A 26,839-nucleotide genomic window follows, 5' to 3' on the forward strand; every position below is an offset into this window, starting at 1 on the left:
CCGGACGTGGCATACACCTCGCCCCGAACCCGGGCGTTCCGGCGAAACCGCGGACCACCGCTGCGGCAGCCTCGGACGGCTTGGTGGAAGATCGGGGAAGAAGGCGTCGACGTACCAGCCCTTGCGGCAGGAGGAGGCAGACATGCGAGCGATCCGGGTACAAGCCCACGGTGGCCCCGAGGTTCTGGAAGTGGCCGACACCGCGGAGCCCGAGCCTGCGGGGCGCGAGTTGCTCGTGGACGTGGCGGCTTCCGGGGTGAACTTCATCGACACCTACCAGCGCAGTGGCATGTACTCGGTACCGCTGCCCTTCACCCCTGGTGCGGAAGGTGCCGGCGCGATCGTGGCGGTCGGTTCGGAGGTCACCGAGTTCGCCGTGGGGGATCGGGTCGCCTGGGCGATGACGCCCGGCAGCTATGCGCAGCGCGCCGTGATCCCGGTGGACAAGGCGGTCCGGATTCCTGCCGAGGTCGACGACCGCACCGCCGCTGCCGCCGCGCTGCAAGGCATGACCGCGCACTACCTGGTGAACTCCACGCATGCCGTGCGGACCGGCGATACCGCTCTGGTGCACGCGGCGGCAGGCGGGATGGGGTTGCTGCTCACCCAGATGATCAAGGCCAAGGGAGGCAACGTGATCGGCACGGTGTCCACCCCGGAGAAGGAGGAGCTCGCACGAGCGACCGGCGCGGACGAGGTCATCCGCTACACCGAGTCCGACGTGGCCGAGCAGGTCAAGGATCTCACCGACGGCCGAGGTGTCGATGTCGTCTACGACGGCGTCGGCAAGACGACCTTCGACGGCAGCCTCGCGAGCTTGCGTCCGCGCGGCATGCTCGCACTGTTCGGAGCGGCCAGCGGCCCGGTGCCGCCGGTGGACCCGCAGCGGTTGAACTCGGCAGGGTCGGTTTTCCTGACCCGCCCGAGCCTGGCGCACTACCTGTTGTCGCGGTCGGAACTCGACTGGCGAGCCGGTGATGTCTACGGCGCGATCGCCAACGGCAGGCTGAACATCCGCGTGGGCGCGACGTATGCGCTCGAAGAGGCCGGTCGGGCCCACGAGGACCTCGAAGCCCGACGCACGACCGGCAAACTGCTCGTACTCCCCTGAGCCGCGCTTCCGATGTCGACCCCGCGGTGCCCGGGGCCGAAGCGGGCTCGGCGGGCCCTGAACGGCCATCAGCCACCGCCCGGCCGTTCAGGGCCCGCCGTTTTCCTTCAGGGCCACCGGCCGTTCAGGGCCCGCCGTCCAATTCGTTCAGGGTTTGCGCCCCACGACACCGACGTACGCCTGACGGGCCAGCTCGAGCTCTTCGGGCTGGGGGCCGTCCGGCCACCAACCGGACACGGGAACCAGCCCGGGTTCGAGGATCTCCAGCCCGTCGACGAATCCCATGATCTCCTCGCGGGTGCGGAACCACCCCGAGCCCATCGAGCTGTTCGTGCAGACCTCTTCGAGCCGGGCGGCGACCTCGCTGACCTCGCTACCGTCCCTCGGATTGAAAAAGTGCGCGAGCACGACGTAGGACCCCGAGGGCAGCGCCTCGATGTAGTCGGCCATGACCTGGTGCGGGGCCGCCTCATCGGAGACGTGGTGCAGCGTGCCGATCTGGTACAGCGCCATCGGCCGATCGAAGTCGATACGCCGCGTGACCTCGGGGTGGGTCAACAACTCCTGTGAGCTCACCAGGTCGGCGGCGATGAAGTGGGTCTGCTCGTTCTCCTCCAGCAACGCCCGCCCGTGCGCCAGCACGACCGGGTCGTCGTCGACGTAAACGACCTTGGCTTCCGGGTTGATCCGCTGGGCGACCTGGTGGGTGTTCTCGGCGGTGGGAAGGCCGGACCCGCAGTCGAGGAACTGGTCGATGCCCACCACCTCGGTCAGGTAACGGGTCGCTCGGACCAGGAAACCGCGACCGTCGGTGGCGGCGTCCATCATCTCGGGAGCGAACGTCCGGATCTCGTCCCGGATCCGCCGGTCAGCTTCGAAGTTGTCCTTACCATCGAGCATCGCGTCGTACACCCTGGCGACACTGGCCACCGATGTGTCGATCTGCGCCGATTCTCCTTCACCCTGCGCCATAGTGGAGTCCCCGCTCATTTTTCGTGATCACCTGAAAGCATGAGAAACCTTACGACCACGAAGACGTGTCGCGATCAACACCCCCGGCAAAGTTGATCTTCCTTTTGGTCAGCGCGACCGGGCGCGATGGCACAACCACCGCAGATGTTTCCCCGCGAGACCCACGAGAGAATTCGTGATCCCAGTCACGTTCCGCCCGCGGTGTCGTTCAGCGAATCGCCCCGCACCCGATGCAGGCGCAGCCCCAGAGCGCTGGCACCGAGCAGCACCACACCCACCAGCAGCACGATCAGCGGGCCGCCCAGCGCGCCACCGGTCCAATCCCAGACCGCCTCCGGCACCGCCAGCGTCACCCCGATCACTCCGGCGACGAGCAGGACCGCCTCCCGCCGAACGAGGAACAACGCGAAGCAGAGCACGGCGATGGCCGCGGTTCCGAGGTAGCCCCACGCCGGTTCACTCGTCGCCAGTGGCCACTGAGCCCCGACCAGCGCGATGCCGGCACCGCCCCCGAGTCCCAGTTGCCGCTGCACGAGCACACCGAACCACGCCAACACCGCCCACATGAGGCCCAGCGCGACCAAACCGGTCATCACGACGAAAGAGCCACCGCCGAACCACTCCTCGATCACCGACAGCACCAACGCGATGCTGAATCCCCCGGTCATCGCCAAGCCCGGCACCGAAGGCAGGAGCAGGTAGCCCGCCAACGCCACGAGCAACCCGGCAACGGTCACCGGAATCGAGGCATACCCGTCGGTGGCACTGCTCACGGCCATCGACGCGGGCGGGGCGGCCAGCGCCAGAAGAACCGCGACGATGCGACTACGAGCCCCTGGGCTCCCCGCACGCAGTCCGGCGATCCCGCGGAACCCACCTGCGATGACCACGCCGGCCGCAAGAAGCGCAACGGTGGCCGCCACCAGCAGACCGACCCGCATCGCCCGGTCCAGCGCGTCCCACGACATGCCCACCAGCAACGTCGCACCGCCGAGCACGAGTGCGCCGCCGATGTACCCGAACACCTCCGGTAAGCCGCGACCGAAGGACGGCTTCCCCTGCGACGGTACGTCCAGCTCGGTGATCACCCGCTCGGCCTGTTCCGCGGACAGCTCTCCGCGGACGACCATCTCCCGCACGACCTTTCGCTGAGCCGGGGTCAACCCGTTCGACACAGCTCATCACCTCCGGTTCCGAGCGATTGACGTCCTCCCCACGGCAAAGCCGGGGGATTGATTCCAGTCAGCGCTCACCGCGTCTTCTGCTGCTCGACGTAACGACGGATCGCCTCCAGCGGGCCCCGCCGACAGTGGCCACGAAGTACGAGTTCGTCCACAGCTTTGGAAGGCGGGAACGCAGCCATGGGAACTCATCCCGCAGTACGCGGGAGGAACGGCCCTTGATGGCCTTCACAAGCCGGTGGATGCCGAACTGCGGGTCAACCTCGACCAGCAGATGCACATGGTCGGGCATGGTCTCCAGTTCAACCAGCCACGCGTCCTTGTCGGCGGTGACCTCGCGGACGAGTTCCTTCAGCCGCTCTTCCACGCGGCCACTGATAACGGGCCGACGGTACTTCGGGCACCACACAACGTGGAACGCGCACTGGAACGTGACGTTCGCGTTGGACCGCTGCGTGACTGCCACACAGGCAGTGTATGCAGGTGGAAGCTACCTAACATCAACTTGATGCGCTTACCCCACGGCCGAAGCCGGGGGTCTGCGCGCTACGTTGCTCTGATCACATTCATCCCACGCTTTTGACCGGACGACGCCGCAGCGGGGCAACGCGGCAGCCGGACCACGCGGCAGCCGGTGTTCAGAAGAACGGCCAGCCGAGGACCGGCAGGCTCAACGCGGAATCCACCGACAGCGCCACGCACACCACCATCAGGTAGGTGTTGGACAAGTGGAACAAGCGCATCGGCTTGGTTTCGACACCCCGGCAGGTCTTGCTGTGCAAGCGGTGCGCGACGACGAGAAACCAAGCGCCCGCGAGCACCGCGAACGAGGTGTAGAGCCAACTCGCGGCCGGCGCGAGCAGCAGCGTCCAGGCCACCATCAGCCAGCTGAAGACCACAATCTGCCGCGAGACGTAGGTGGGTTCGGCGACCACCGGGAGCATCGGCACGCCGGCCCGCTCGTAATCGTCCTTGTACTTCATCGCCAGCGACCAGGTGTGCGGCGGCGTCCAGAAGAAGACGATCCCGAACATCGCCAACGCGGGCCAGTCCACCCGACCGGTGACGGCCGCCCAGCCGATCACCACCGGCATGCATCCGGCCGCACCGCCCCACACGATGTTCTGCGCCGTGCGTCGCTTGAGCACCAACGTGTACACGAAGACGTAGAACAGGATCGTGCCGACAGCGAGCATCGCGGCGAGCAGGTTCGCCGTCGCCCACAACCAGCTGAACGAGCCCGCACCGAGCGCGATGCCGAACATCAGAGCATGGGTCCGGGACACGGTGTGGCGGACGAGCGGCCTCGCTCTCGTCCGCTTCATCACCTGATCGATGTCGGCGTCGGCGACGCAATTGAGCGAGTTCGCACTGCCCGCGGCCATGGTGCCGCCGACCAACGTCGCGAGCACCAGCCACGGCGACGGAATACCGCGTTCGGCGAGCAGCATCGCCGGGATGGTCGTCACCAGGAGCAGTTCGATGACCTGCGGCTTGATCAGACTCGTGTACGCCTTGAGCAGCTCACCCGGCCGCTTCGCGTGGCGCGTTCTGGGAGCATCGACGGCGGCGGTCACGCGGCTGCACTCACCGGCGGCATGGAACTCCTTGTCAATCGGGTCGACCCGGCCCCAGTGAAGCTCACGTAACGCGGGCCGGATGAATAGTAGGGCGACTACGCCTGCCGACCACATTCGGGTGGTTCGCGCCGGACGTCCTCGTCCTGATCCGAACGGCCTCCCCACTGCGCCCGATTCATGAGTTTCGTCGCGATGGCTGCTCACCAGCCGTTCCGTTCGGCGAACATTCCCTCGGTGGCGACATCAGGTTCTCGTCGGCGTGCGTATCCTTGGCGTGACCGAGCCGACAGTCGAGCGGGGAACGACACCATCCGATCCGGGTGTTGTAGTTGCACGGGACGGGGCCGTGCAGGATACGTCCCATGGCATCCGCCTCGAATGAGACGAGCCGGTGATCTCCGCCATCGCGGTGGAATACGACATCAGTCCGGACGGGCCGCACGCGGCCGATCAGCCACGGCTAGGCTGCCCGTCGGACGAGGGATAACAGCGGTCGAATCGGTCCAGTCAGCGACCGTATTCACCGCGTCGATTGAACTGGAGCTGCCGTCCGTGTCCGTCACCGACGATCTTGCCCGCTTGACGACCAAGCGACTGCCCGAAGACTGGACCGAAGCTGATCAGCGCGCCGTGGACACGGTCCGGGTGCTGGCCGCAGACGCGGTCGAGCACTGCGGGAGCGGGCACCCAGGCACCGCGATGAGCCTGGCGCCCACCGCCTACGCACTTTTCCAACGCGTCATGCGGCACGACCCCGCTGACGCCGACTGGATCGGCCGGGACCGCTTCGTGCTGTCCGCGGGCCACTCGAGCCTCACTCTCTACCTGCAGTTGTTCATGTCCGGCTACGGACTCGAGCTGGACGACCTCAAGGCACTGCGGAAGTGGGACTCCCAGACTCCGGGGCACCCGGAGTACGGCCACACCGTCGGGGTGGAGACCACGACCGGGCCGCTCGGCCAGGGGCTGGCCACCGCGGTCGGCATGGCGATGGCGTCGCGCCGCGAGCGCGGCCTCTTCGACCCCGAGGCCGAACCCGGTGAGAGCGTTTTCGATCATCAGGTCTACGTCATCGCCTCCGACGGCGACATCGAGGAGGGTGTGACCTCCGAAGCGTCCTCGCTGGCGGGCACCCAGCAGCTGGGCAACCTCACGGTCATCTACGACGCCAACGAGATCTCGATCGAGGACGACACCAAGATCGCGCTCTCGGAGGACACCGCCAAGCGCTACGAGGCCTACGGCTGGCACGTGGAGACCGTGCACGGCGCCGAGGACGTCACAGGCCTGCTGGCCGCGATCGAAGCGGGCAAGGCCGAGCAGGACCGCCCCACCCTGATCGTGCTGCGCACAGTGATCGGCTACCCGGCACCGACCAAGATGAACTCGGGCAAGGCCCACGGCGCCGCTCTCGGCGGCGAGGAGGTCGCCGAGGTCAAGCGGGCGGTCGGCTTCGACCCCGAGCAGTCCTTCCAGGTCGACGACGACGTCCTCGCCCACGCCAGGGAGGTCGGCGAACGAGGCAGGATCGCGCACGAGAAGTGGCAGGTGGAGTTCGACTCCTGGGCCGCGGCCAACCCCGAGCGCAAGGCCCTGCTGGACCGGCTGCGCAATCGCGAGCTGCCGACCGGGTGGCAGGACAAGCTCCCGGCCTGGGAAGCCGATGGCAAGGGCATCGCGACCCGCAAGGCATCCGGTGAGGTGCTGGCCGCGCTCGCGGACGTACTGCCGGAGCTGTGGGGCGGCTCGGCCGACCTGGCCGAGAGCAACAACACCACCATGAAGGGCGTCGAGTCCTTCGGTCCGGAGCACACCTCCACCAACTCGTGGACGGCGACGCCCTACGGCCGCACGATGCACTTCGGCATCCGCGAGCACGCGATGGGGTCGATCCTCAACGGCATCGCGTTGCACGGGGGAACTCGTCCGTACGGCGGCACCTTCCTCATCTTCAGCGACTACATGCGGCCCGCCGTTCGGCTCGCCGCGCTGATGCGGACTCCCGTCGTCTACGTCTGGACCCACGACTCGATCGGTCTCGGCGAGGACGGCCCGACCCACCAGCCGATCGAGCAGCTGGCCGCGCTGCGTGCCATTCCCGGTCTGAACGTGGTCCGCCCGGCCGACGCGAACGAGACGGCCGCGGCGTGGAAGACCGTGCTCGAGGACACCAGCGGCCCCGCCGGGCTGGCACTGACCCGGCAGGGCGTGCCGACGCTGGAGGGTGTCGACGCCGCTGGCGTTGCCAAGGGCGGCTACGTTCTGAACGAGGCCTCTTCGGGTACTCCCGAGGTGGTGCTCATCGGAACCGGCTCCGAGGTGCAGCTGGCAGTCGAGGCCCGGAAGGTTCTCGAGGCCGATGGCGTGGCGACCCGAGTGGTGTCCATGCCCTGCGTCGAGTGGTTCGACGCCCAGGACGCGGCGTACCGGGAGCAGGTGCTGCCCTCGTCGGCTCGTGCGCGAGTCGTGGTGGAAGCCGGTATCGCACAGCCTTGGTACCGCTTCGCCAAGGACAGCGGCGAGATCGTCTCGATCGAGCACTTCGGTGCGTCTGCCGACTACAAGACTCTGTTCGAGAAGTTCGGTTTCACCACCGATGCCGTTGTCGAAGCGGCTCGGCGAAGCCTGAACAACGCACGCGACAACGCGTGAGTGGAGGAAAACCAGTGAGCAACAGCAACCTCACCGCGCTGAGCGAAGCCGGGGTATCGATCTGGCTGGACGATCTGTCCAGGCAGCGCATCAATTCCGGCAACCTGGCCGAGCTGATCACCGAGCACTCCGTGGTCGGTGTGACCAGCAACCCGACGATCTTCGCCAAGGCGATCTCCAATGCCGCGGACTACAGCGAGGCGGTTCGCGAGCTCGCCGCCCGCAACGCGAGCGTGGACGAAGCGGTGCGCGAACTGACCACCACCGACGTGCGCGACGCCGCCGACATCTTCGGGAGCGTCCACGACGCCACCGGAGGCGTCGACGGCCGCGTGTCCATCGAGGTGGACCCCCGGTTGGCCAACGACACCGAGCGCACGGTGGCCGAGGCTGCGGACCTGTGGAAGGCGGTGGACCGGCCGAACCTCATGGTCAAGATTCCGGCCACGGTCGAAGGTCTGCCCGCGATCACCCGCACGCTCGCCGAGGGCATCAGCGTCAACGTCACCCTGATCTTCTCGGTGGAGCGCTACCGCGACGTCATGGACGCCTACCTGACCGGTCTGGAGCAGGCCAAGGCCAACGGCCACGACCTGTCCGGGATCTTCTCGGTGGCGTCCTTCTTCGTCTCGCGCGTGGACGCCGAGATCGACAAGCGGCTGGAGTCGCTGGAAGGCGGCGATCAGCTGCTGGGCAAGGCCGCGATCGCCAACGCCCGGCTGGCCTACGCCGCGTACGAGGAGATCTTCGGGAGCGAGCGCTTCAAGAAGCTGGCCGCCGACGGCGCCAACGTCCAGCGCCCGCTGTGGGCCTCGACCGGGGTCAAGGACCCGGCCTACTCGGACACCCGCTACGTCGACGGGCTCGTGGCACCCAACACGGTGAACACGATGCCGGAAGCGACGCTGTTCGCCACCGGCGATCACGCCGATGTGCAGGGCGACACCGTGCGCGGCAAGGCCGCCGAGTCCCAGGAGGTCTTCGACGCCCTGGCCGACGCGGGGGTCGACCTCGACGACGTGTTCGTGGTGCTGGAGCGCGAGGGCGTCGAGAAGTTCGAGAAGTCCTGGGAGGAATTGCTCCAAACGGTCGAGGAGCAGCTCGAACAGGCCAAGTAGTTCGTTGGTGTTCCGCCGCCGGTATCGGCGACGTACGATGCGCCGGCGGCGGAACCCGCGATGACCCGGCACACTCCGGGGCCAGGTATCCGGCGCTGGAGCGTTCTCGCGCTCCAGCGCCCGATGCAGCCGCGGCGGGTAACTCACGGACCTCAACGACGAGGTGATTGCCGGTTCGGTGTTCACCGGGGTGAGCCCGTATGAGGATCACAACAAGTCGAAGGATCTAGATGGCAACGAAGACTCCAGTTCGGATCTCTGACGAAGGACTTGCGGCCAAAGCTCGTCCACTGATTGAGAAGCTGACCTCTGGCGCGGTTGCCAGCAGGCTCGCGAACCAGGACGCCACCCTCTGGGGGGCAGACGCGGAGAGCGAAGCATCGATCCGGTTGTCCTGGACCACGTTGCACGAAAGTTCCCGCCCACTACTCGCCGAGATCGACGCGTTGCGCGCCGAACTGCACGGTGAAGGTGTGGACCGGATCGTGCTGGCCGGTATGGGCGGCTCGTCGCTGGCGCCGGAAGTGATCACCGCGACCGACGGTGTGCACCTGGTCGTGTTGGACACGACCGACCCCGGGCAGGTGGCTGACGCGCTCTCCGGAGACCTGGACCGCACCGCGCTCGTGGTGTCGTCCAAGTCCGGTACGACCGTGGAAACCGATAGCCACCGCCGCATCTTCGAGAAGGCTTTCGAAGCCAACGGAATCGATCCTGTGACCCGGATCATCGTCGTCACCGACCCGGGGTCGCCGATGGAGAGCGGGGCGCACGAGGCCGGTTACCGCAAGGTGTTCACGGCGGACCCGAACGTGGGCGGCCGCTACTCGGCTCTGACCGCGTTCGGCCTGGTTCCCGCCGGACTGGCGGGCGCCGACATCGCCACCCTGCTCGACGACGCGGCCGCCGCGCACGAGGAGCTCAGCGTCGACAGCGAGCAGAATCCCGCTGTCCAGCTGGCAGCCGCGCTGGCAGCCGCGCATTCCGACGGCGCGGAGAAGGTCGTCTTCGCCGACACCGGCTCTGACGTCGTCGGTCTTCCCGACTGGGCCGAGCAGTTGATCGCCGAGTCCACCGGCAAGGAGGGCACCGGCCTGCTTCCGGTGGTCGTGGAGAACCAGCGCGCTCCGGGCTTCACCGACGCGGGCCACGACGCGACAACCGTCGCGATCGGACCCGCCACCGACGATGCGCAGATCGCCGTCTCCGGCCCACTCGGCGCGCAGTTCATGCTCTGGGAGTTCGCCACCGCACTCGCGGGACGGCTACTGGAGATCAACCCGTTCGACCAGCCCGACGTCGAAGCCGCCAAGGAGGCAGCGCGCGCGCTGCTGGACGGACCGGCGGGCGGCCCGGCGGCGATGCCCGCACTGGTGGACGGCTCGATCGAGGTGCATGCGGCGGGCAGCTGGCTCTCCGCAGGTGTGGGGACGGTACGTGAAGCACTGCGGGTGTTCCTGTCCTCGGTTCCGGTGAACGGCTACATGTCGATCCAGGCCTACCTCGATCGGCTCGACGACGCCTCCACCGCCGTTCTGCGACCCGAGCTGGCGCGGCGCGGCAAAGTGCAAACCACGTTCGGGTGGGGCCCCCGGTTCCTGCACTCGACCGGCCAATACCACAAGGGCGGGCACCAGAACGGCGTCTTCCTGCAGATCACCGGAAGTCCCGAAGCCGACCTGGAAGTCCCGGACCGCACCTACACCCTGGCCGGCCTGCAGCGCGCCCAGGCACTCGGCGACGGCGAGGTGCTCGCACGGCAGAACCGACCGGTTCTCCGCCTGCACCTGACCGACCGGGCTGCGGGGCTGGTCGAACTGGTCAAGGCCGTGCAGGAGCTCGGTGGTAAGGAGTGACCGTGACGACTCAGTCCGAATGGCAGAACCCGCTGCGCGATCCGCGCGACAAGCGGCTCCCGCGGATCGCAGGGCCCTCCGGCCTGACCATCTTCGGAGTGACGGGCGACCTGTCGCGCAAGAAGCTGATGCCCGCCATCTACGACCTCGCCAACCGTGGCCTGCTGCCGCCGGGATTCGCGCTGACCGGGTTCGCCCGACGTGATTGGGAGGACCAGGACTTCGGGCAGGTCGTCTACGAGGCGGTCAAGGAGAACGCGCGAACGCCCTTCCACCAGACCGTGTGGGACCGGCTCGCCGAAGGTTTCCGGTTCGTTTCGGGCTCCTTCGACGATCCGGAAGCCTTCGACCGGCTGGCCGAAACCGTCAAGCAGCTGGACGCCGAACGCGGCACCGGCGGGAACCACGCGTTCTACCTGTCGGTCCCGCCTTCGGCATTCCCAACGGTGCTCAAGCAGCTGTCCCGGTCGGGCTTGGCCGAACAGGGCGATAACCAGTGGCGGCGGGTCGTCGTCGAGAAGCCGTTCGGCCACGACCTGGCCAGTGCCCAGGAGCTCAACCGGATCGTAAACGAGGTCTTCCCCGAGGAGTCGGTGTTCCGCATCGACCACTACCTCGGCAAGGAGACCGTGCAGAACATCCTGGCCCTGCGCTTCGCCAACCAGCTGTTCGAACCGCTTTGGAACGCCCACTACGTCGACCACGTGCAGATCACGATGTCCGAGGACATCGGCTTGGGTGGTCGTGCGGGCTACTACGACGGTATCGGGGCCGCGCGGGACGTCATCCAGAACCACCTGCTGCAGCTGATGGCGCTCACCGCGATGGAGGAACCCGTCTCCTTCTCCCCGGAGGCCCTCCGCTCGGAGAAGCTCAAGGTGCTGTCCTCGACCAAACCGGTGGGCCCGTTCAACGAGACCACCGCTCGTGGCCAGTACACGGGTGGCTGGCAGGGCGGATCGTTGGTTCCCGGTCTGCACGAGGAGGGCGGCTTCGCCTCCGACTCGATCACCGAGACGTTCGCCGCGATCACACTGGAGATCGAGAGCCGTCGCTGGGCCGGGGTACCCTTCTACCTGCGCAGCGGCAAGCGGCTGGGGCGGCGGGTCACCGAGATCGCGGTGATGTTCAAGCGCGCACCGCATCTACCGTTCGACGACACCATGACCGAGGAACTCGGCCAGAACGCCCTGGTGATCCGCGTGCAGCCGGACGAGGGCGTGACGATGCGGTTCGGTTCGAAGGTTCCCGGCACCTCGATGGAGGTCCGGGACGTGACGATGGACTTCGGCTACGGGCACGCGTTCACCGAATCGTCCCCGGAAGCCTACGAGCGGCTGCTCCTGGACGTTCTTCTCGGCGAACCCTCACTCTTCCCGGTGAACGCCGAAGTGGAGCAGTCCTGGAAGATTCTCGACCCGGTGCTGGCGCACTGGGAGTCCGGCGGTAAGCCGGAGCCCTACAAGGCCGGGACCTGGGGACCCACCTCGGCCGACGCCATGCTTGCCCGCACCGGACGCGTCTGGAGGCGACCGTGATCATCGATCTTCCCTCCACCACCACCTCGCGGGTCAACAAGAAGATGGTTGAACTGCGCGAGTCCGGTGGTGCTGTCGCACTCGGTCGAGTGCTGACCCTGGTGATCGTCACCGGGGACGGTACCGAGACCGAGCAGGCAATCCAGGCCGCCAACGATGCCAGCCGCGAACATCCCTGCCGGGTGATCGTGGTGGCGCGCGGGGCGAAGGAAGCCGCTCCCCGGTTGGACGCGCAAATCCGCATCGGCGGAGACGCGGGCGCTTCGGAGGTGATCGTGCTGCGCCTGTACGGTGCGCTGGCCGACGAGGGGGCGGGCTCGGTCGTCCCGTTGCTGCTCCCGGACGCTCCGGTGGTGGTGTGGTGGCCGACGGAGGCTCCAGAGTTCCCGGCCAAGGATCCGATCGGGGTGCTGGCTCATCGCCGCATCACCGACGCCGCCGCCGAAGAGAACCCGATCGAGGCGTTGCAGTCTCGGGTTCGTTCTTACGTGGACGGGGACACCGACCTGGCGTGGACTCGGTTGACGTCGTGGCGGGCGCTGCTGGCCGCGTCCCTGGACCTGCCGCCTTTCGAGCAGGTCACCTCCGCCACCGTGCGCGGAGCCGGGGACTCGCCATCGACCGATCTGCTCGCGGCCTGGCTCGCCGTGTACCTGGACATCCCGGTTCACCGCAGCGAGCACCGACGGCAGGAGGCGGGGATCATCTCCGCGGTTCTGGAGCGTCCCTCGGGCAACGTGGAGATCGTGCGTCCCGATGGGCGCGTCGGCACGCTGACTCAGCCAGGGCAACCGGACCGCCGAGTGGCCCTGCACCGCCGCGAAACGCGGGATTGCCTGGCCGAGGAGTTGCGCAGGCTCGACCCGGACGACATCTACGAGGTGACCCTTCGCGGACTGACCATGATCGTGCGCGACGACCCCGCTGCCTCGGCCGAGACGACCGAGGCGGAGCAAACATGAACGAGGTGATCGCACACGACGACGGCGCCGAACTGGCGGCTTCCGCGGCTGCCCGACTGATCACGCGCCTGGTCGATGCCCAGGTCGAGCACGGTGAGGCGTCGGTCGTGCTCACCGGTGGCCGGGCAGGGATCAGCGTGCTCGATCAGATTCGCCTCTCCCCCGCCCGGGACGTCGTGCGCTGGTCGAAGGTGAACGTGTACTGGGGCGACGAGCGCTTCCTGCCTGCCGGGGACGCTGAGCGCAATGAGACCCAGGCACGTGCGGCGCTTCTCGATCACGTCGACATCGATCCCGCGCGGGTTCATCCGATGGCACCTTCCGGCGGCCGGTTCGGCGACGACGCCGAAGCGGCGGCAGCGCACTACGCGCAGGTGCTCGCCGCGACGGCCGAGCGTGCCACCGATGTCCCCGTCCCCCGGTTCGACGTCCTCATGCTGGGTGTCGGTGAGGAGGGGCACACGGCGTCGTTGTTCCCCGACACGCCGTACGTCCGGGAGTTCGATCGCATGGTGGTCGGGGTGCACGATTGCCCCAAACCTCCGCCCACCCGGATCTCGTTGACGTTGCCCGCGATCCGGGCAGCGGCGGAGGTGTGGCTGATGACCACCGGTGCGGCGAAGGCGGGGCCGGTCGCGGCTGCGCTGGGCGGGGCCGATCCTGCCGAGATCCCCGCATCGGGAGCTCGGGGGCGTGATCGCACGCTGTGGCTGCTCGACGAGGAGGCCGCCCGCGACCTGGTGTGAGGTCTGCGTAGGTGGCGGGGCGCACCACTGCGTGGTCCCCGCCACCTCCGTCACCCGCTCATTTCCGCCCGCAACCGGACGCGCGGGCGGACGACCGACCGGTAGCTCAGTCCTGGGCGAGCACGACCACGCCGTCGTGGTCGCTGACGAGGTACTCCCCCGGCACGAACCGGACGCTCCCGAGCTCGACGACGTCGTCGACGGTCCCGTCACCGTTCTTCGTGCTCTTCCTGGGGTTGGTGCCCAGTGCCTTGACCCCGAAGTCCATCTCGCCGATGACGGCCGAGTCCCGGATGGCGCCGTTGACCACGAGCCCGTTCCAGCCGTTGGAACGTCCGAGCTCCGCGATCAGGTCTCCGACCAGCGCGGTGTGCACGGAGCCGGCACCGTCGATGACCAGCACCTGGCCTTCACCCGGTTCCGAGAGGATCTTCTTGAGCAGTGCGTTGTCCTGGAAGCACGTGACCGTTCGGATACGTCCGGCGAATACCGCGCGACCGCCGTACTGGCGAAACTGCACGTCGCAGCTGCGAACCGAGGGGCCCTCCTGATCGGCGAGATCAGCAGTCGACAGGTCCATGGAGTCCTCCCCAACACTGTGGCACCAGTGGTCTTCAATCACGGGATTTCGAGTAGTCGCGTGAGCGTAACGGGTGTTCACTCGAACTTGCTCGTGCGCGCGAGCAACACCACACCCGACTTCCGCTCGCACTCCGAACCGCGAGAGCAGGTCGTCCACCGACGGGGGGCAGCCACCGACACCTGGGAGAGCCACTGACCGGCCGGACAGCCACCCGGGTGTCCGGCCGGTGCCCCGGCGCCTGATCGTCAGGACACGGTTTCTTGGTCCGGGCGCACCGGCTCGACCTCGTCCATGCCGAAGAACCGGTAGCTCTCCTCGCCCGAGTGCTCCGGAGTCGCGTCGCCGTCCAGGGTCACCGCCAAGCGCTGCTCATCGACGTGCACGTCGCGCACGGTGGCGAGGGACCCGCGAAGGTAGATGTCCGAATCGGGATCCTCGCGTTGTTCGGGGATCAACCGGACCTTGCTCCCCCTGGTCACCGCCACGCCGGTGATGAGAACACGTCCGGCCGCCTCCGACTCCGGATCCCACCACGGGATCTTGAGCTGTTCCTCGGGCTGCCGACGGGCGGGGATGGACGCCGGGGGACTGGGCACCACGCCGGACGGCGGTTCCAGCACATCCGCCCGAGCCCAGCCGAGATCGTCGAGGAACTCGCCGGCGGGGTACGGGAGCTCGCGGGGTTCCTCTTCGGTGAGCCGCACCTCACCGGCCACCGCCGGAAAGTCCGCCAGCTCCGTCACTTCGGGTGCCGGCGGCCCGGTCTTCGGCCCGACCGTCGGATTGTCGTTGAGGATCACCGGCGCGGACAGCACCACGCTGCTTCGTTCGGTCCCGCCGAGAAGGACCGGCCAACAGCGCACGTTCCGGCACTGCTCCACTGTGCGGCGAGCCCAGCCCGGTGGCTCCACCTGCGAGACGAAGACACCGCTCTCCGCGCCGAGCAACAGGTGGGCCGCGACTAGCGCGTGCCGCGACACCTGCACGTCACCAGGATTCGAGGACGGTACCGCGGTCTGATTCCGGACGATCGCACGCACCCTCATCGCCCCGCGCACGCCCGCGATCCGTTCGGCTTCGACCCACAGTCCTGCATGCAACGGCCGGCGCCGACGCACGATTCCGCCCCGCACGCGGCCGAGGGAATCCCGGATGTCCTCCGCGATCTCCGCACCATCCACATCGATCGGAAAGTACCGGGATTCCCTCAGCAACACCCCCAGGGAAAGGGAAAAGCTCCGTTCCTGTTCGACGGACTCTTCCCAAGTCCTGACCTCCTGGCCATCGACCACGATGGCCTCGACCGGTTCGCGATCGACATTCTGCACCTGTTTTTGCTGCACGTGCAGGAATCTGACCCTGACGTGCAGCCCGGCGGCATCGGACGACTCCAACACGCATTCGGTCCGGGCTTCGCTGCTCTCACCTTCGTCCTCCCGTGCGAACCCCGGAGGCACGAGCACTCCGAACTGCCACTGCGGCCGGTACTGGCCGGTCGGCACGAGCTGGGGATGCCGGAGGTACCCGGCGTAGAGCACGGCGTCCGCCACCTCTCTGGCCTGTTCGAAAGCTGTGCTCATCGTGCTCTCCCCCACTCGGTGTGCGAACAAAGCTCGGCAACGGCCCTCCCCGAGCCGGGATCGGCCACGGGCCTCACCGGTCCTTCGCCGCAACTCGTTCACTCGGCCAGTCATCCAGTCGGCCAGTCATCCAGTCGGCCAGTCATCCACTCGGCCAGTCATCCACTCGACCGGCTCAGGAGCCTGCGCAGCCCCGTCGCCCGGTGGCCCTCCGCCCCGTGTGGTTCGCCGCCCGGTGACCCGCCCGCCGAATTCCGCCGCACACCGGCACCTCACGGAAGAAACCGGGAGGACGACGTCTACGGGAACTCGAATTCAGGTGTCCCGGTGTCCGCGATTCGCCAAATTTCCCTACGCCACCACGCAATTCAGCGCCGTATCGATCCGGAGTGGAAAGAGCGGTTCGACGGTCGACATCCTCGGGCTCGGAAGTCCACACCATCGACGTCACTCCTCGTGCGGTGAAAGTACGGCCGGTATCAACCTAAGTCCGGGATTCAGCACCGCACAAATCGATGTTGCGATTCCTGTGCTCGACCGCGAGAACGGGACAACCCACTACGTCGAGTCCGTCTCCCACCAACAGGTGAGGAGAAAACGCGAGCGGTGACCGTCGCGATGTGTCCAACGGTTCGAGCACGTCGGCGACACATACCGGTCTCCGTCGAGATCCGCACGCGGCGACGGCGATCGACGACCGCGGACAGTACCGGAACAATCCGCCGCACACCGGTCTACCAGCCAAGGACCGCGACCGCGGGAAAACACGCCCCCGGAACTGCGTGTCGAGATCACCGGGCACGCCGCTCAACCAGGCGCGGAACGTGCCTATCGAAATGACCAATAGGAATCTTCACCCGAAAGGGCGGCCGCTCAGAGTAACTCGAAGCGATTGTCGAGGTCGCCAGATCGCGGCAGACGAACCGTGGCTCCGCCACCACGAACAACGCCGAGGGCTGGGAACGCGGAACCGCGCTCCCAGCCCTCGACCGAAAGGATCAGCGCCCCTTGCGCTCCTTGAGCTTCGCCAGAGCCTCATCGAGGATGGCCATGCCATCGGATTCGCTACGACGCTCCTTCACATAAGCCATGTGGCTCTTATAGGGCTCATTTCGCCGCGATTCCGGGGGATTCTGCTCGTCCTGCCCAGCCGGAAGACCGCAACGCTGGCAGTCCCACCGATCCGGAACCTCGGCGTCTACCGCGAACGACAGGCGTGTGCGGTGCGCATTCGCGCACCAGTAGTCCACCCGTTTACGCGGCACACTGCTACCGCGTTCGTCTTCACCCGTCGGCCCCGCCCCCACGTGCGTACCGCGGATCGCATTGCCACCAGTCATGCATCCTCACCCACCAAGCCACCCGGATTGTCCGACCGCTGCCGGTCAGCCGAACAGATCAGCCGATCTTGATCAGCAAACCGGTACCGACGATGGCGATGATCCACAACGCGATGACGAACATCGTCATGCGGTCGAGGTTCTTCTCCGCCACGCTGGAACCGGCCAGGCTGGACTGCATACCGCCGCCGAAGAGCGAGGAGAGCCCGCCGCCCTTGGCGCGGTGCAGCAGCACCAGCAACACCAGTGCCACACTCGTCACGATCAGCATGATCTGCAGGAAAAGAGTCATCACGTCCTCGTTCGCACAGCGGTTCGCCACACAGGGTACCGGGCAGCTCTCAGCGGGTTGACCGCCGTCTGTCCTAGAGCGCTTGCGGGATGCGTTTCGAGGTGGTCGCGCGCACTGCGGAGTCCTGCCTGGCGAGCATGACCTGGAACGGCGGAGGGCTGAGCCGAGCGGGACGGTCACCCGAGGAAACGATCCGGTTGGTGGGTTCGTACAGAGGTCCGACGAATTGCCGGACCACGACGACACCCTAGGTGATCGGAACCCACCCACAGCGGTGGGTCCCGTCATCACCGTCTATCAGGGCAATGGTCCGCCCGCAGCCATCGCGCTCAACTTGGCGAACTCGTCACCATTGAGACTGGCGCCACCGACGAGTGCGCCGTCGATGTCTTCCTGGCCGATGAGCTCGCCGATGTTGCTGGACTTGACCGACCCTCCGTAGAGAACGCGCACGTCGTCGGCCACCTCCTGGCCGTACTTGTCGACCAAGGCGGACCGCAGCGCACCGCAGACCTCCTGGGCGTCCTGCGCCGTGGCGACCTTGCCCGTGCCGATCGCCCACACCGGCTCGTAGGCCAGCACGACCTGCCTGACCTGCTCCGCCTTGAGTCCCTTGAGCGCATTGATGAGCTGGGTGGTGCAGTGCTCGACGTGATTGCCCGCCTCGCGGACGTCGAGCAGCTCGCCCACGCACAGAATCGGTGATATCCCGTGCTTGAGGGACGCGCGAACCTTGCGGTTGACGACCTCGTCGGTCTCCTCGTGGTACTCCCGACGTTCCGAGTGGCCCACGACGACGTAGGTGCATCCCAGCTTCGCCAGCATCGGACCGGACACGTCACCGGTGTAGGCACCGGAGTCGTGTCCGGAGATGTCCTGCGCACCGTAGCGCAGGGACATGTCGTCGCCGTCGACCAGCGTCTGCACGCTGCGGATGTCGGTGAACGGTGGCAGAACGGCCACCTCGACCTTGGAGAAGTACTTCTTCGGCAGAGCGAACCCGACCTTCTGCACCAGGGCGATGGCTTCCAGGTGGTTCAGGTTCATCTTCCAGTTGCCTGCGATCAACGGCGTCCTGGCCATCACAAACCCCGTTCCTTCGACTCGATGGAGTGTTCGTGGACCGGTGCTCCGGACGCGCGGCCCACCGTCGCGCCCGGCGCACCGGAGGGTCGTGGGGCGATGATCGCCCGCACGACCGGTCGATCAGGAGTTTCAGTCCCCGCCTTCGAGCACCGAGACACCCGGCAGCTGCTTGCCTTCGAGGTATTCGAGCGAAGCACCACCACCGGTGGAGATGTGAGAGAAGCCGTCCTCCGGCAGGCCGAGGCTGCGGACAGCCGCCGCCGAATCACCGCCACCCACCACGCTGAACGCATCGGAGTCCACAATGGCCTGGGCGACGCCCCTGGTCCCCTCGGCGAACGCGGCGAACTCGAAGACCCCGGCCGGACCGTTCCAGAACACCGTCCTGGCACCGGAAAGGATCCCGGCGAACAGCTCTACGCTGCGAGGACCGATGTCCAGCCCCATCATCTCGTCGGGGATCGCGTTCACATCAGCGGTCCGCGCTTCGGCATCGGCGGCGAACCGATCGGCCACCACCACATCGACCGGCAGGACGAGCTTGTCGCCGTGTTCGGCCAACAACCGCTTGGTGGACTCGATCTGGTCCTCCTGCAGCAGCGACTTGCCGACCCCGTAACCCTGCGCGGCGAGGAACGTGTAGGCCATCCCGCCGCCGATCAACAGCTTGTCGACCGTGGGCAGCAGCGCCTGGATCACGCCCAGCTTGTCGGAGACCTTCGAACCACCGAGCACGACGGCGTACGGACGCTGCGCGTCACCGGTCAGCGTGCGCAGCACCTCGACCTCGGAGAGCACGAGACCACCGGCGTAGCCCGGCAGCCGCTTGGCCACGTCGTAGACCGAGGCCTGCTTGCGGTGCACCACTCCGAAACCGTCCGACACGAAAGCCGCGTCCGGACCGACGAGCGTGACCAGGTCGTCGGCCAGCGCCTCGCGCTCGGAATCGTCCTTGCTGGTCTCCCGGGGGTCGAACCGCACGTTCTCCAGCAGTGCGACCGATCCGTCGGCGAGACCACCGACGACCGTGCGAGCGGACTCGCCGACCACGTCGTCGGCCAGCGCGACTTCGGCACCGAGCAGTTCACCGAACCTGCGCGCCACGGGGGCCAGCGAGAACGCCGGGTCGGGCGCTCCCTTCGGACGCCCGAGGTGCGCGGTGACCACGACTTGCGCACCCGCGCCGGTCAGCTTCTCGATCGTGGGCAGCGAGGCGCGCACACGCCCGTCATCGGTGATCCGGTCGCCGTCCAGCGGCACGTTCAGATCGGCACGCACCAGCACGCGGCGACCACGTACGCCCTCGGACAGCAGATCGTCGAGGTTCTTCACGCTCTGCTCCTCAGTACTTCTCACAAGATCGGTTGGCACGGGTGGCCGCCGGTTCGACTCGGCCGGCCCGCAGCCCCTCGGTGATGTTCCGCCTAAAGTGGCGGGTCCACCCATCGCGAGGCGGTGGGCTGCGGCGTACGGACGTGCTCGAGCCGTCCCCGAAGCCGGGGCCGGGACGGCGGACGCGGAGACCACCGCGCGCATTCTGCACCGGCCCGGTAGGCGGGCCGTCCTCGAAAGTACGCCCGTCCGTGGCCGCCGAGCCTCGGCTCAACGGCCACGGACGGGCTCCCGCAGAAGGCTCAGGAGAGCTTGGATCCAACCAGAGCGGCCAGGTCGGTGAGCCGGTTGGAGTAGCCCCACTCGTTGTCGTACCAGCCGACGATCTTGACCTGGTTACCGATGACCTTGGTCAGCGGCGCGTCGTAGATCGTGGAGGCCGGGTCGGTCACGATGTCGGTGGAGACGATCGGGTCCTCGTTGTAGCGCAGCACGCCCTTGAGGCGGCTCTCGCCCGCTGCCGCGCGGAAGGCCTCATTGACCTCCTCGGCGGTGGTGTCGGCTCGGACCGTGGCGGTCAGGTCCGTCACCGAACCGGTCGGCACGGGGACGCGCATGGCGTAACCGTCGAGCTTGCCGTTGAGCTCGGGCAGCACCAGGCCGATGGCCTTGGCGGCGCCGGTGCTGGTCGGCACCAGGTTGACCGCGGCAGCGCGGGCACGGCGGAGGTCCTTGTGCGGGCCGTCCTGCAGATTCTGGTCGGCCGTGTAGGCGTGCACGGTGGTCATCAGGCCCTGCTCGATGCCGAACGAATCGTTGAGCACCTTGACCATCGGCGCCAGGCAGTTCGTCGTGCAGGAGGCGTTCGACAGGATCGTCTGCGAACCGTCGTACTTGTCGTCGTTGACGCCCAGCACCACGGTCAGGTCCTCATTCTTGGCCGGAGCCGAGATGATGACCTTCTTCGCACCGCCCTCATCGACGTGCTTGCGGGCGTCGGAGGCGTTGGTGAAGAAGCCGGTGGACTCGACCACGACGTCGACGCCGAGGTCCGACCAGGGCAGCTTGCCGGGGTCCTTCTCGGCGAGGATCTTGATGAGCTTGCCGCCGACCTCGATGCCCTCGTCCGTGACCTTCACGTCCTCATTCACCCGGCCGAGGACGCTGTCGTACTTCAGCAGGTGGGCCATGGTCGCCACATCGCCCAGGTCGTTTGCGGCCACAACCTCGATGTCGTGGTTGCTGGCGACCGCCGCCCGCCAGAAGTTCCGCCCGATCCGGCCGAAGCCGTTGATACCTACGCGAACGGTCACGTCGATCTCTCCTCGTGACTGACCCTGCCTGCACATGCGGCGGGTAAGCGGTTGATGGACTCAGGTCACAACCCTATCTGCCCCGGAGCCGACAGCACGCGGGCGGGCGTTGCAGGTCCACGCGGCGCACAGGCGAATCCCGGACTGCGGGAGGAGATGATCGGTCGGGTGTCGGGCTTGTGCCTTTCGCCCAAGACGAGGACGTCGTTCACGCGGTCGCAGCGCCCTCGACGCGGAACTCGCGGGTGCCCCGAACCGGTGATCGAAATCTCCGAACCGGTTCGGGTCACGCTCCCACCACGCTTCAGACCTCGGCTTCCAGCATCTCCGCGGTGACGGCGGATTCGGTGTCCGGTAGACCGAGCTCACGCGCCCGCTTGTCCGCCATCGCCAGCAGCCTGCGGATCCTGCCCGCGACCGCGTCCTTGGTCATCTGGGGATCGGCCAGCTGGCCCAGCTCCTCCAGCGATGCCTGTCGGTGCGCCAATCGCAACCGCCCCGCGACCAGCAGGTGTTCGGGCGCCGTCGGACCGAGCAGTTCCAGCGCGCGCTGCACCCGTGCCGCCGCGGCCACCGCCGCGCGCGCGGAACGGCGCAGGTTCGCATCGTCGAAATTGGCCAACCGATTCGCCGTGGCGCGCACCTCACGGCGCATCCGACGTTCTTCCCAAGCCAGCACGCTGGAGTGCGCACCGAGCTTGGTCAGCATCGCGCCGATCGCGTCGCCATCCCGCACGACGACCCGGTCCGCACCGCGAACCTCTCTGGATTTGGCCTGCACGCCGAGCCGGCGCGCCGCGCCCACGAGCGCCAGCGCCGCCTCCGGGCCAGGGCAGGTGACCTCGAGCGATGACGACCGGCCCGGCTCGGTCAGCGACCCGTGCGCCAGGAAAGCACCCCGCCATGCCGACTCCGAGTCGCACGCGCCGCCGGAGACCACGTGCGCGGGCAACCCGCGGACCGGCCGGCCGCGTGGGTCGAGCAATCCGGTCTGCCGGGCGAGCCCTTCACCGTCGCGCACCACCCGCACCACGTAACGGGTTCCCTTGCGCAGCCCGCCGGAGGTGATCACGTGCACGTCGGAGTGGTGCCCGAACAGCTCGTGGATCTCCTTGCGGAGCCTGCGCGCCGAGGAGCCGCTGTCCAGCTCCGCCTCCACCACCACACGTCCCGCGACTATGTGCAGGCCACCCGCGAAGCGCAGCAGTGAGGACACCTCGGATCTGCGACAACACGTCTTGGTCACCGCCAGTCGGCTCAACTCGTCCTTGACCGCGGAGGTCATCGCCAACGGTCCGTCCTCCTCTCCCATGCGGCCAGCAAGCTCGCCGCCAATGACTCGGGGTCGTGCCGCCCCGGAACCGTCGATGTGGCGACCTTGTCGAGCAGAGTGTGCGCACCCAAGCCGGCGGCCGCAGCCCGAAGTCGATCAGGCGTCGGTACCGAGTCGGCATCCGCCAATACCGCGTCCACGCGCAGCTGTGGTGCGTGTTGCGAGAGTACGTCCAGGTGCTGTTCGGGGGAGAAACCCGCCGTCTCACCCGGTTGTGGGATGAGATTGAGCACGACGACGCGCCGGGCACGTGTGTTGACCAGTGCCCGCTGCAGCTCCGGCAGCAGCAGATGGGGCAGTACGCTGGTGAACCACGAGCCAGGCCCGAGCAGAACGAGGTCCGCGTTGAGCACCGCGTCGACCGCTTCCGGACTGGCGGCCGGCTCCCAACCCTCCCCATCGGCAGCGCAAAGCCGAACTTCTTTTACCCGACCGGGTGTACTTGCGATCGCGACTTGTCCCCGAATCGTGCGAACGGACGTCGGGTCCTCGTCGAGACCGACCACGTCGGCTTCCATGTCCAACGGCACCGACGACATCGGCAGCACCCGGCCGTGCACGTCCAGCAGCCGGCAGGCCTGGTCCAACACGGCCACGGGGTCGCCCAGTACGTCGAGCAGACCGGCGAGCACGAGATTGCCGACCGCGTGTCCGGCCAGCGCACCGTTACCGCCGAAACGGTGCTCGAACATCTCCGACCACACCTTGCCGTCCTCGCCTGCGGACGCCAGCGCGGCGAGCGCCTTGCGCAGGTCACCCGGCGGCAGCATCCCCAACTCACGTCGGAGCCGCCCCGAGGACCCGCCGTCATCGGCCACCGTCACCACTGCCGTCACGTCGGTGGTGATGCGGCGCACGGCCGACAAGGTCGCCTGCAGGCCGTGGCCACCACCCAGCGCCACAACTCGTAGTGGACGTTCCGCTGACTCGTCGATCACTCGCGCCCCAGGTCTCGATGCACCGTCTTGACCATCATTCCCTCGTCATCGGCCAGCCGCCTGGCAAGCTCCTCGACCAATGCCACGCTGCGGTGCTTGCCGCCGGTGCACCCCAACGCCAGGGTGAGGTATCGCTTTCCTTCCCGGTGATAACCGGCGCCGACCATGTGCAGCAACTGCTGGTAGCTGTGCAGGAACTCCTCCGCGCCCTCCTGCCCGAGCACGTAGTTGCGGACCTCGTCGTCGAGACCGTTGAACTCGCGTAGTTCCGGGATCCAGAACGGGTTCGGCAAGAACCGGCAGTCCATCACGAGGTCGGAGTCCATCGGCAACCCGTACTTGTAACCGAACGACAGCACGGTCACGCGGGTACGGGTGCTCGCCTCCGTGCCGAACGCGTCCTCGATCTTCGAACGCAGCTGGTGCACGGACAACCCGGTGGTATCCACGACCAGGTCGGCTTCCGACCGGAGCTTCGACAGCAGCGCTCGCTCGGTGCCGATCCCGTCCGCCAACCGGCCTTCCCCCTGCAGCGGGTGTCCACGGCGAACCTGCTCGAACCGCCTGATCAACACCTCGTCGGTGGCTTCCAGGAACAGGACCTTGGGCTTGAAACCACTGGCGTCGAGGTCCTTGATCACCGACCCGAGGTCTTCGGTGAACGCACGGCTCCGCACATCCATCACCACTGCGACCCGCGTGATCGCGCCGCTGGAACGGGCTCCCAACTCGACCATCGTCGCGATCAGCTCGGGAGGCAGGTTGTCCACGACGAACCAACCGAGATCTTCCAGGCACTTCGCCGCCGTACTTCGCCCCGCGCCGGAAAGCCCGCTGACCACCGCGACCTCGATGCCCGACTTCTCCTCGCTCACTCTCTCCGTCCCCCTTGTCGTTCCTGACAGGTCTTCTCGCGCGGGCGACCACCCGGCCGGTCAGTCGCCCGTCGGCATGCGTGACCGGTGCCGGACCGCTGCTCGCATGGCATGCGAGCCGCCGATACCGCGCCACGCGCACCCGCCTTTCCGACCCCGGCTCCCAAAGGGCGGCCATCGGATCCGCGATACCCGCGTTCGGTCCACCCGTGCCGTTGTGCGCTCTCGGTCACTCCCTCCCGGCCAGTCTCACCCATACGTCCGAGGATTCGGCAGGCAGCCAGCTCATCGAGCGGCTCCACGGGACTGGTTCGGCCGGGAGCGGTTCGGCCCGACCCGGTTCAGCAGGTCGCTGCCCGCTCGACGGCCACCGGCAGCCGCGGCCGCTGCTGGCCGACCTCATCGGGAGTCCCCGGTGCCGGCACCATCCGAGTCGGTTCCGCCTTCCTCCGCGGACCGTTCCGAACCGCCGGACAACGCGGAAGCCACGATCTCGGCCATGCGCTTCCCGAATCCGGGTACCTGGGTGATCTCCTCGACGCTCGCCTGGCGGAGCTTTCGAAGCGAACCGAAGTGCTTCAGCAGCGCCGTTCGCCTGGCCTGGCCCAGCCCAGGTATCGAGTCCAGTTCGGAGGCGGTCATTCGTTTGGACCGTTTGCTCCGGTGGTAGCGGATGGCGAAGTCGTGCGCCGCGTCCCGTACGCGCTGCAGCAGGTAGAGCGCCTCGCTCGTGCGGGGCAACACCACCGGGTCCGGTTCGGCGGGCAGCCAGATCTCCTCCAGCCGCTTGGCGATGCCGATCACGGCGACATCGGTGATCCCGAGTTCGGTGAGCACATCCGAGGCCGCGTTGACCTGGGGCGCACCACCGTCGATCACGAGCAGATTCGGTGGATAGGCGAACTTGCGGGGTTTGCCGGTCTCCGGATCCAGCGCGGGAGCCGGTGCACCCTCCGATTCCCCGGAGGCCACGGTGGCGTCGGCTTGTACTCCTTCCGGAACGGGTTCCGCGTTCTCCTTCAGGTAGCGCGCGAACCGGCGCCGCACGACTTCGGCGATCGAGCCCACGTCGCCGCCCTCGACGCCCTCCCCCACGGCGAAGCGGCGGTACTCGGACTTGCGCGGGACACCGTCCTCGAAAACCACCAGAGAGGCGACGACGTCGCTGCCTTGGATGTGGCTGACGTCGACGCACTCGATCCGCAACGGCGCGCTGTCCAAGGCCAACGCTTCCTGCAGTTCCTGCAACGCTGCCGAACGCGCCGTCAGGTCACCCGCCCGGCGCAGTTTGTACTGGGTGAACGCCTCCTTGGCGTTGCGCTCGACGGTTTCGAGCAGGGTCCGCTTGTCACCGCGTTGCGGGACCCGCAGATCGACCCGACTGCCCCGCAGCTCGCCGAGCCACTGGGCGAGCGCGCTCGCGTCCTCGGGTAGCTGGGGTACGAGGACCTCCCGTGGAACCGGCGTTCCGCCCGCGTCAGCCTGATCGGCCAGTGCGGCCTGCTCCCCGTAGAACTGGGTCAGGAACTGCTCGGTCAACGTCGTGGTGTCGGTCTCCTCGACCTTGTCGATCACCCACCCGCGCTGGCCGCGCACCCGGCCGCCGCGGACGTGGAAGACCTGCACCGCGGCGGCCAGCTCGTCCTCGGCGAACGCGATGACGTCGGCGTCGGTGCCGTCGCCGAGCACCACCGCCTGCTTCTCCATCGCTCGGCGGAGGGCTTCGAGGTCGTCCCGCAACCTCGCGGCTCGTTCGAACTGGAGATCCGCGGAGGCTTCCCGCATCTCCTTGTCGAGCTTGCGCATCAGGGTGTCGGTGCGACCGGCGAGGAAATCGCAGAAGTCGTCGACGATGTCACGGTGTTCCTCGGCACTGACCCTGCCCACGCACGGCGCCGAGCACTTGCCGATGTATCCGAGCAGGCAGGGCCTGCCGAGCTGGGCGTGGTGCTTGAAGACTCCGCTGGAGCAGGTCCTGGCCGGAAAGACCCGCAGGAGCATGTCCACGGTCTCGCGGATCGCCCAAGCGTGGGCGAAGGGCCCGAAGTAGCGGACGCCCTTGCGCCGCGGACCACGGTAGACGTGCAGTCGCGGAAATTCCTCGTTGAGCGTCACCGCCAGCACCGGATACGACTTGTCGTCGCGGTAGCGGACGTTGAACCGCGGGTCGTACTCCTTGATCCAGGAGTACTCCAGCTGCAGGGCCTCGACCTCGGTGCTGACGACGGTCCAGCGAACCCCGGTGGCGGTGGTGACCATCTGCCGGGTGCGCGGGTGCAATCCGGAGAGGTCCGCGAAGTAGGAGGAGAGCCGGCTGCGGAGGCTCTTGGCCTTGCCGACGTAGATCACTCGCCCGCCGGCGTCGTGGAAGCGGTAGACGCCGGGGACGTCCGGGATCGTCCCGGGTGCTGGTCGGTAGGTGGACGGATCGGCCACGATCCCACCTTACGT

General features: G+C 67.6%; 21 protein-coding genes and 1 pseudogene. 7 read left to right on the plus strand and 15 right to left on the minus strand.

Translation table 11 applies throughout. The features are described 5' to 3' along the window. Nucleotides 1-142 precede the first annotated feature (142 nt). Nucleotides 143-1,111, plus strand: coding sequence for a quinone oxidoreductase family protein (locus ACYVAN_RS16660; RefSeq protein ID WP_460960592.1), 969 nt, complete (start codon nt 143-145; stop codon nt 1,109-1,111). A 147-nt stretch (nt 1,112-1,258) separates the two neighbouring features. Here ACYVAN_RS16660 and ACYVAN_RS16665 read toward each other — a convergent pair whose 3' ends face one another. From ACYVAN_RS16665 to ACYVAN_RS16680, 4 genes and pseudogenes are all read right to left on the minus strand, one after another. After that, nucleotides 1,259-2,101, minus strand: coding sequence for an SAM-dependent methyltransferase (locus ACYVAN_RS16665; protein WP_460960594.1), 843 nt, complete (start codon nt 2,099-2,101; stop codon nt 1,259-1,261). A gap of 167 nt (nt 2,102-2,268) precedes the next feature. Beyond that, nucleotides 2,269-3,258, minus strand: a complete 990-nt coding sequence (locus tag ACYVAN_RS16670) for a DUF2157 domain-containing protein (protein ID WP_460960596.1) — start codon at nt 3,256-3,258, stop codon at nt 2,269-2,271. Nucleotides 3,259-3,332: 74 nt separating this feature from the next. Beyond that, nucleotides 3,333-3,730: pseudogene (gene tnpA, locus ACYVAN_RS16675) on the minus strand (IS200/IS605 family transposase). 172 nt (nt 3,731-3,902) lie between these two features. Then, on the minus strand, nt 3,903-4,841 hold the full coding sequence (locus ACYVAN_RS16680) for a heme o synthase (protein WP_460960598.1): 939 nt from the start codon (nt 4,839-4,841) through the stop codon (nt 3,903-3,905). Nucleotides 4,842-5,396: 555 nt separating this feature from the next. Between ACYVAN_RS16680 and tkt the strand changes: the two genes are divergently transcribed. The 6 genes from tkt to pgl all read left to right on the plus strand — a co-directional run bounded on the left by tkt (nt 5,397) and on the right by pgl (nt 13,716). After that, nucleotides 5,397-7,496, plus strand: coding sequence for a transketolase (gene tkt, locus ACYVAN_RS16685; protein ID WP_460960600.1), 2,100 nt, complete (start codon nt 5,397-5,399; stop codon nt 7,494-7,496). A gap of 14 nt (nt 7,497-7,510) precedes the next feature. After that, a complete protein-coding gene (gene tal, locus ACYVAN_RS16690; RefSeq protein ID WP_460960602.1) occupies nt 7,511-8,614 on the plus strand; it encodes a transaldolase in 1,104 nt (367 codons plus the stop codon). A 230-nt stretch (nt 8,615-8,844) separates the two neighbouring features. Continuing rightward, nucleotides 8,845-10,470, plus strand: a complete 1,626-nt coding sequence (locus ACYVAN_RS16695) for a hypothetical protein (protein ID WP_460960604.1) — start codon at nt 8,845-8,847, stop codon at nt 10,468-10,470. Between the two features lie 2 nt (nt 10,471-10,472). Then, the gene (gene zwf, locus ACYVAN_RS16700) at nt 10,473-12,008 is read left to right on the plus strand and encodes a glucose-6-phosphate dehydrogenase (protein ID WP_460960606.1); all 1,536 of its coding nucleotides are present in this window, start codon (nt 10,473-10,475) and stop codon (nt 12,006-12,008) included. Then, on the plus strand, nt 12,005-12,970 hold the full coding sequence (gene opcA, locus ACYVAN_RS16705) for a glucose-6-phosphate dehydrogenase assembly protein OpcA (RefSeq protein WP_460960608.1): 966 nt from the start codon (nt 12,005-12,007) through the stop codon (nt 12,968-12,970). Before zwf ends, opcA begins: the two co-directional genes overlap by 4 nt. Next, nucleotides 12,967-13,716, plus strand: coding sequence for a 6-phosphogluconolactonase (gene pgl, locus ACYVAN_RS16710; RefSeq protein WP_460960610.1), 750 nt, complete (start codon nt 12,967-12,969; stop codon nt 13,714-13,716). Before opcA ends, pgl begins: the two co-directional genes overlap by 4 nt. A gap of 106 nt (nt 13,717-13,822) precedes the next feature. Here pgl and rraA read toward each other — a convergent pair whose 3' ends face one another. The 11 genes from rraA to uvrC form a co-directional block, all read right to left on the minus strand. Beyond that, nucleotides 13,823-14,296, minus strand: a complete 474-nt coding sequence (gene rraA, locus ACYVAN_RS16715) for a ribonuclease E activity regulator RraA (RefSeq protein ID WP_460960612.1) — start codon at nt 14,294-14,296, stop codon at nt 13,823-13,825. Between the two features lie 248 nt (nt 14,297-14,544). Further along, a complete protein-coding gene (locus ACYVAN_RS16720; RefSeq protein ID WP_460960614.1) occupies nt 14,545-15,879 on the minus strand; it encodes a hypothetical protein in 1,335 nt (444 codons plus the stop codon). A gap of 998 nt (nt 15,880-16,877) precedes the next feature. Beyond that, nucleotides 16,878-17,219, minus strand: coding sequence for an RNA polymerase-binding protein RbpA (locus ACYVAN_RS16725; protein WP_460960616.1), 342 nt, complete (start codon nt 17,217-17,219; stop codon nt 16,878-16,880). A 58-nt stretch (nt 17,220-17,277) separates the two neighbouring features. Then, on the minus strand, nt 17,278-17,511 hold the full coding sequence (gene secG, locus ACYVAN_RS16730) for a preprotein translocase subunit SecG (protein ID WP_460960617.1): 234 nt from the start codon (nt 17,509-17,511) through the stop codon (nt 17,278-17,280). Between the two features lie 297 nt (nt 17,512-17,808). Continuing rightward, entirely contained in the window at nt 17,809-18,594 is a 786-nt protein-coding gene (gene tpiA / locus ACYVAN_RS16735) for a triose-phosphate isomerase (protein WP_460960619.1), read from the minus strand. A gap of 132 nt (nt 18,595-18,726) precedes the next feature. Then, nucleotides 18,727-19,929, minus strand: a complete 1,203-nt coding sequence (locus tag ACYVAN_RS16740; protein ID WP_460960621.1) for a phosphoglycerate kinase — start codon at nt 19,927-19,929, stop codon at nt 18,727-18,729. A gap of 302 nt (nt 19,930-20,231) precedes the next feature. Then, the gene (gap, locus tag ACYVAN_RS16745; RefSeq protein ID WP_460960623.1) at nt 20,232-21,242 is read right to left on the minus strand and encodes a type I glyceraldehyde-3-phosphate dehydrogenase; all 1,011 of its coding nucleotides are present in this window, start codon (nt 21,240-21,242) and stop codon (nt 20,232-20,234) included. Between the two features lie 304 nt (nt 21,243-21,546). After that, on the minus strand, nt 21,547-22,554 hold the full coding sequence (whiA, locus tag ACYVAN_RS16750; protein WP_460960625.1) for a DNA-binding protein WhiA: 1,008 nt from the start codon (nt 22,552-22,554) through the stop codon (nt 21,547-21,549). Beyond that, the gene (locus tag ACYVAN_RS16755) at nt 22,524-23,513 is read right to left on the minus strand and encodes a gluconeogenesis factor YvcK family protein (protein ID WP_460960626.1); all 990 of its coding nucleotides are present in this window, start codon (nt 23,511-23,513) and stop codon (nt 22,524-22,526) included. The genes whiA and ACYVAN_RS16755 overlap by 31 nt, the downstream gene beginning before the upstream one ends. Further along, the gene (rapZ, locus tag ACYVAN_RS16760) at nt 23,510-24,388 is read right to left on the minus strand and encodes an RNase adapter RapZ (protein ID WP_460960628.1); all 879 of its coding nucleotides are present in this window, start codon (nt 24,386-24,388) and stop codon (nt 23,510-23,512) included. Before rapZ ends, ACYVAN_RS16755 begins: the two co-directional genes overlap by 4 nt. Before the next feature lie 399 nt (nt 24,389-24,787). Beyond that, entirely contained in the window at nt 24,788-26,824 is a 2,037-nt protein-coding gene (gene uvrC, locus ACYVAN_RS16765) for an excinuclease ABC subunit UvrC (RefSeq protein ID WP_460960630.1), read from the minus strand. Nucleotides 26,825-26,839 lie beyond the last annotated feature (15 nt).

It is taken from the genome of Parasphingorhabdus pacifica (assembly GCF_054779195.1).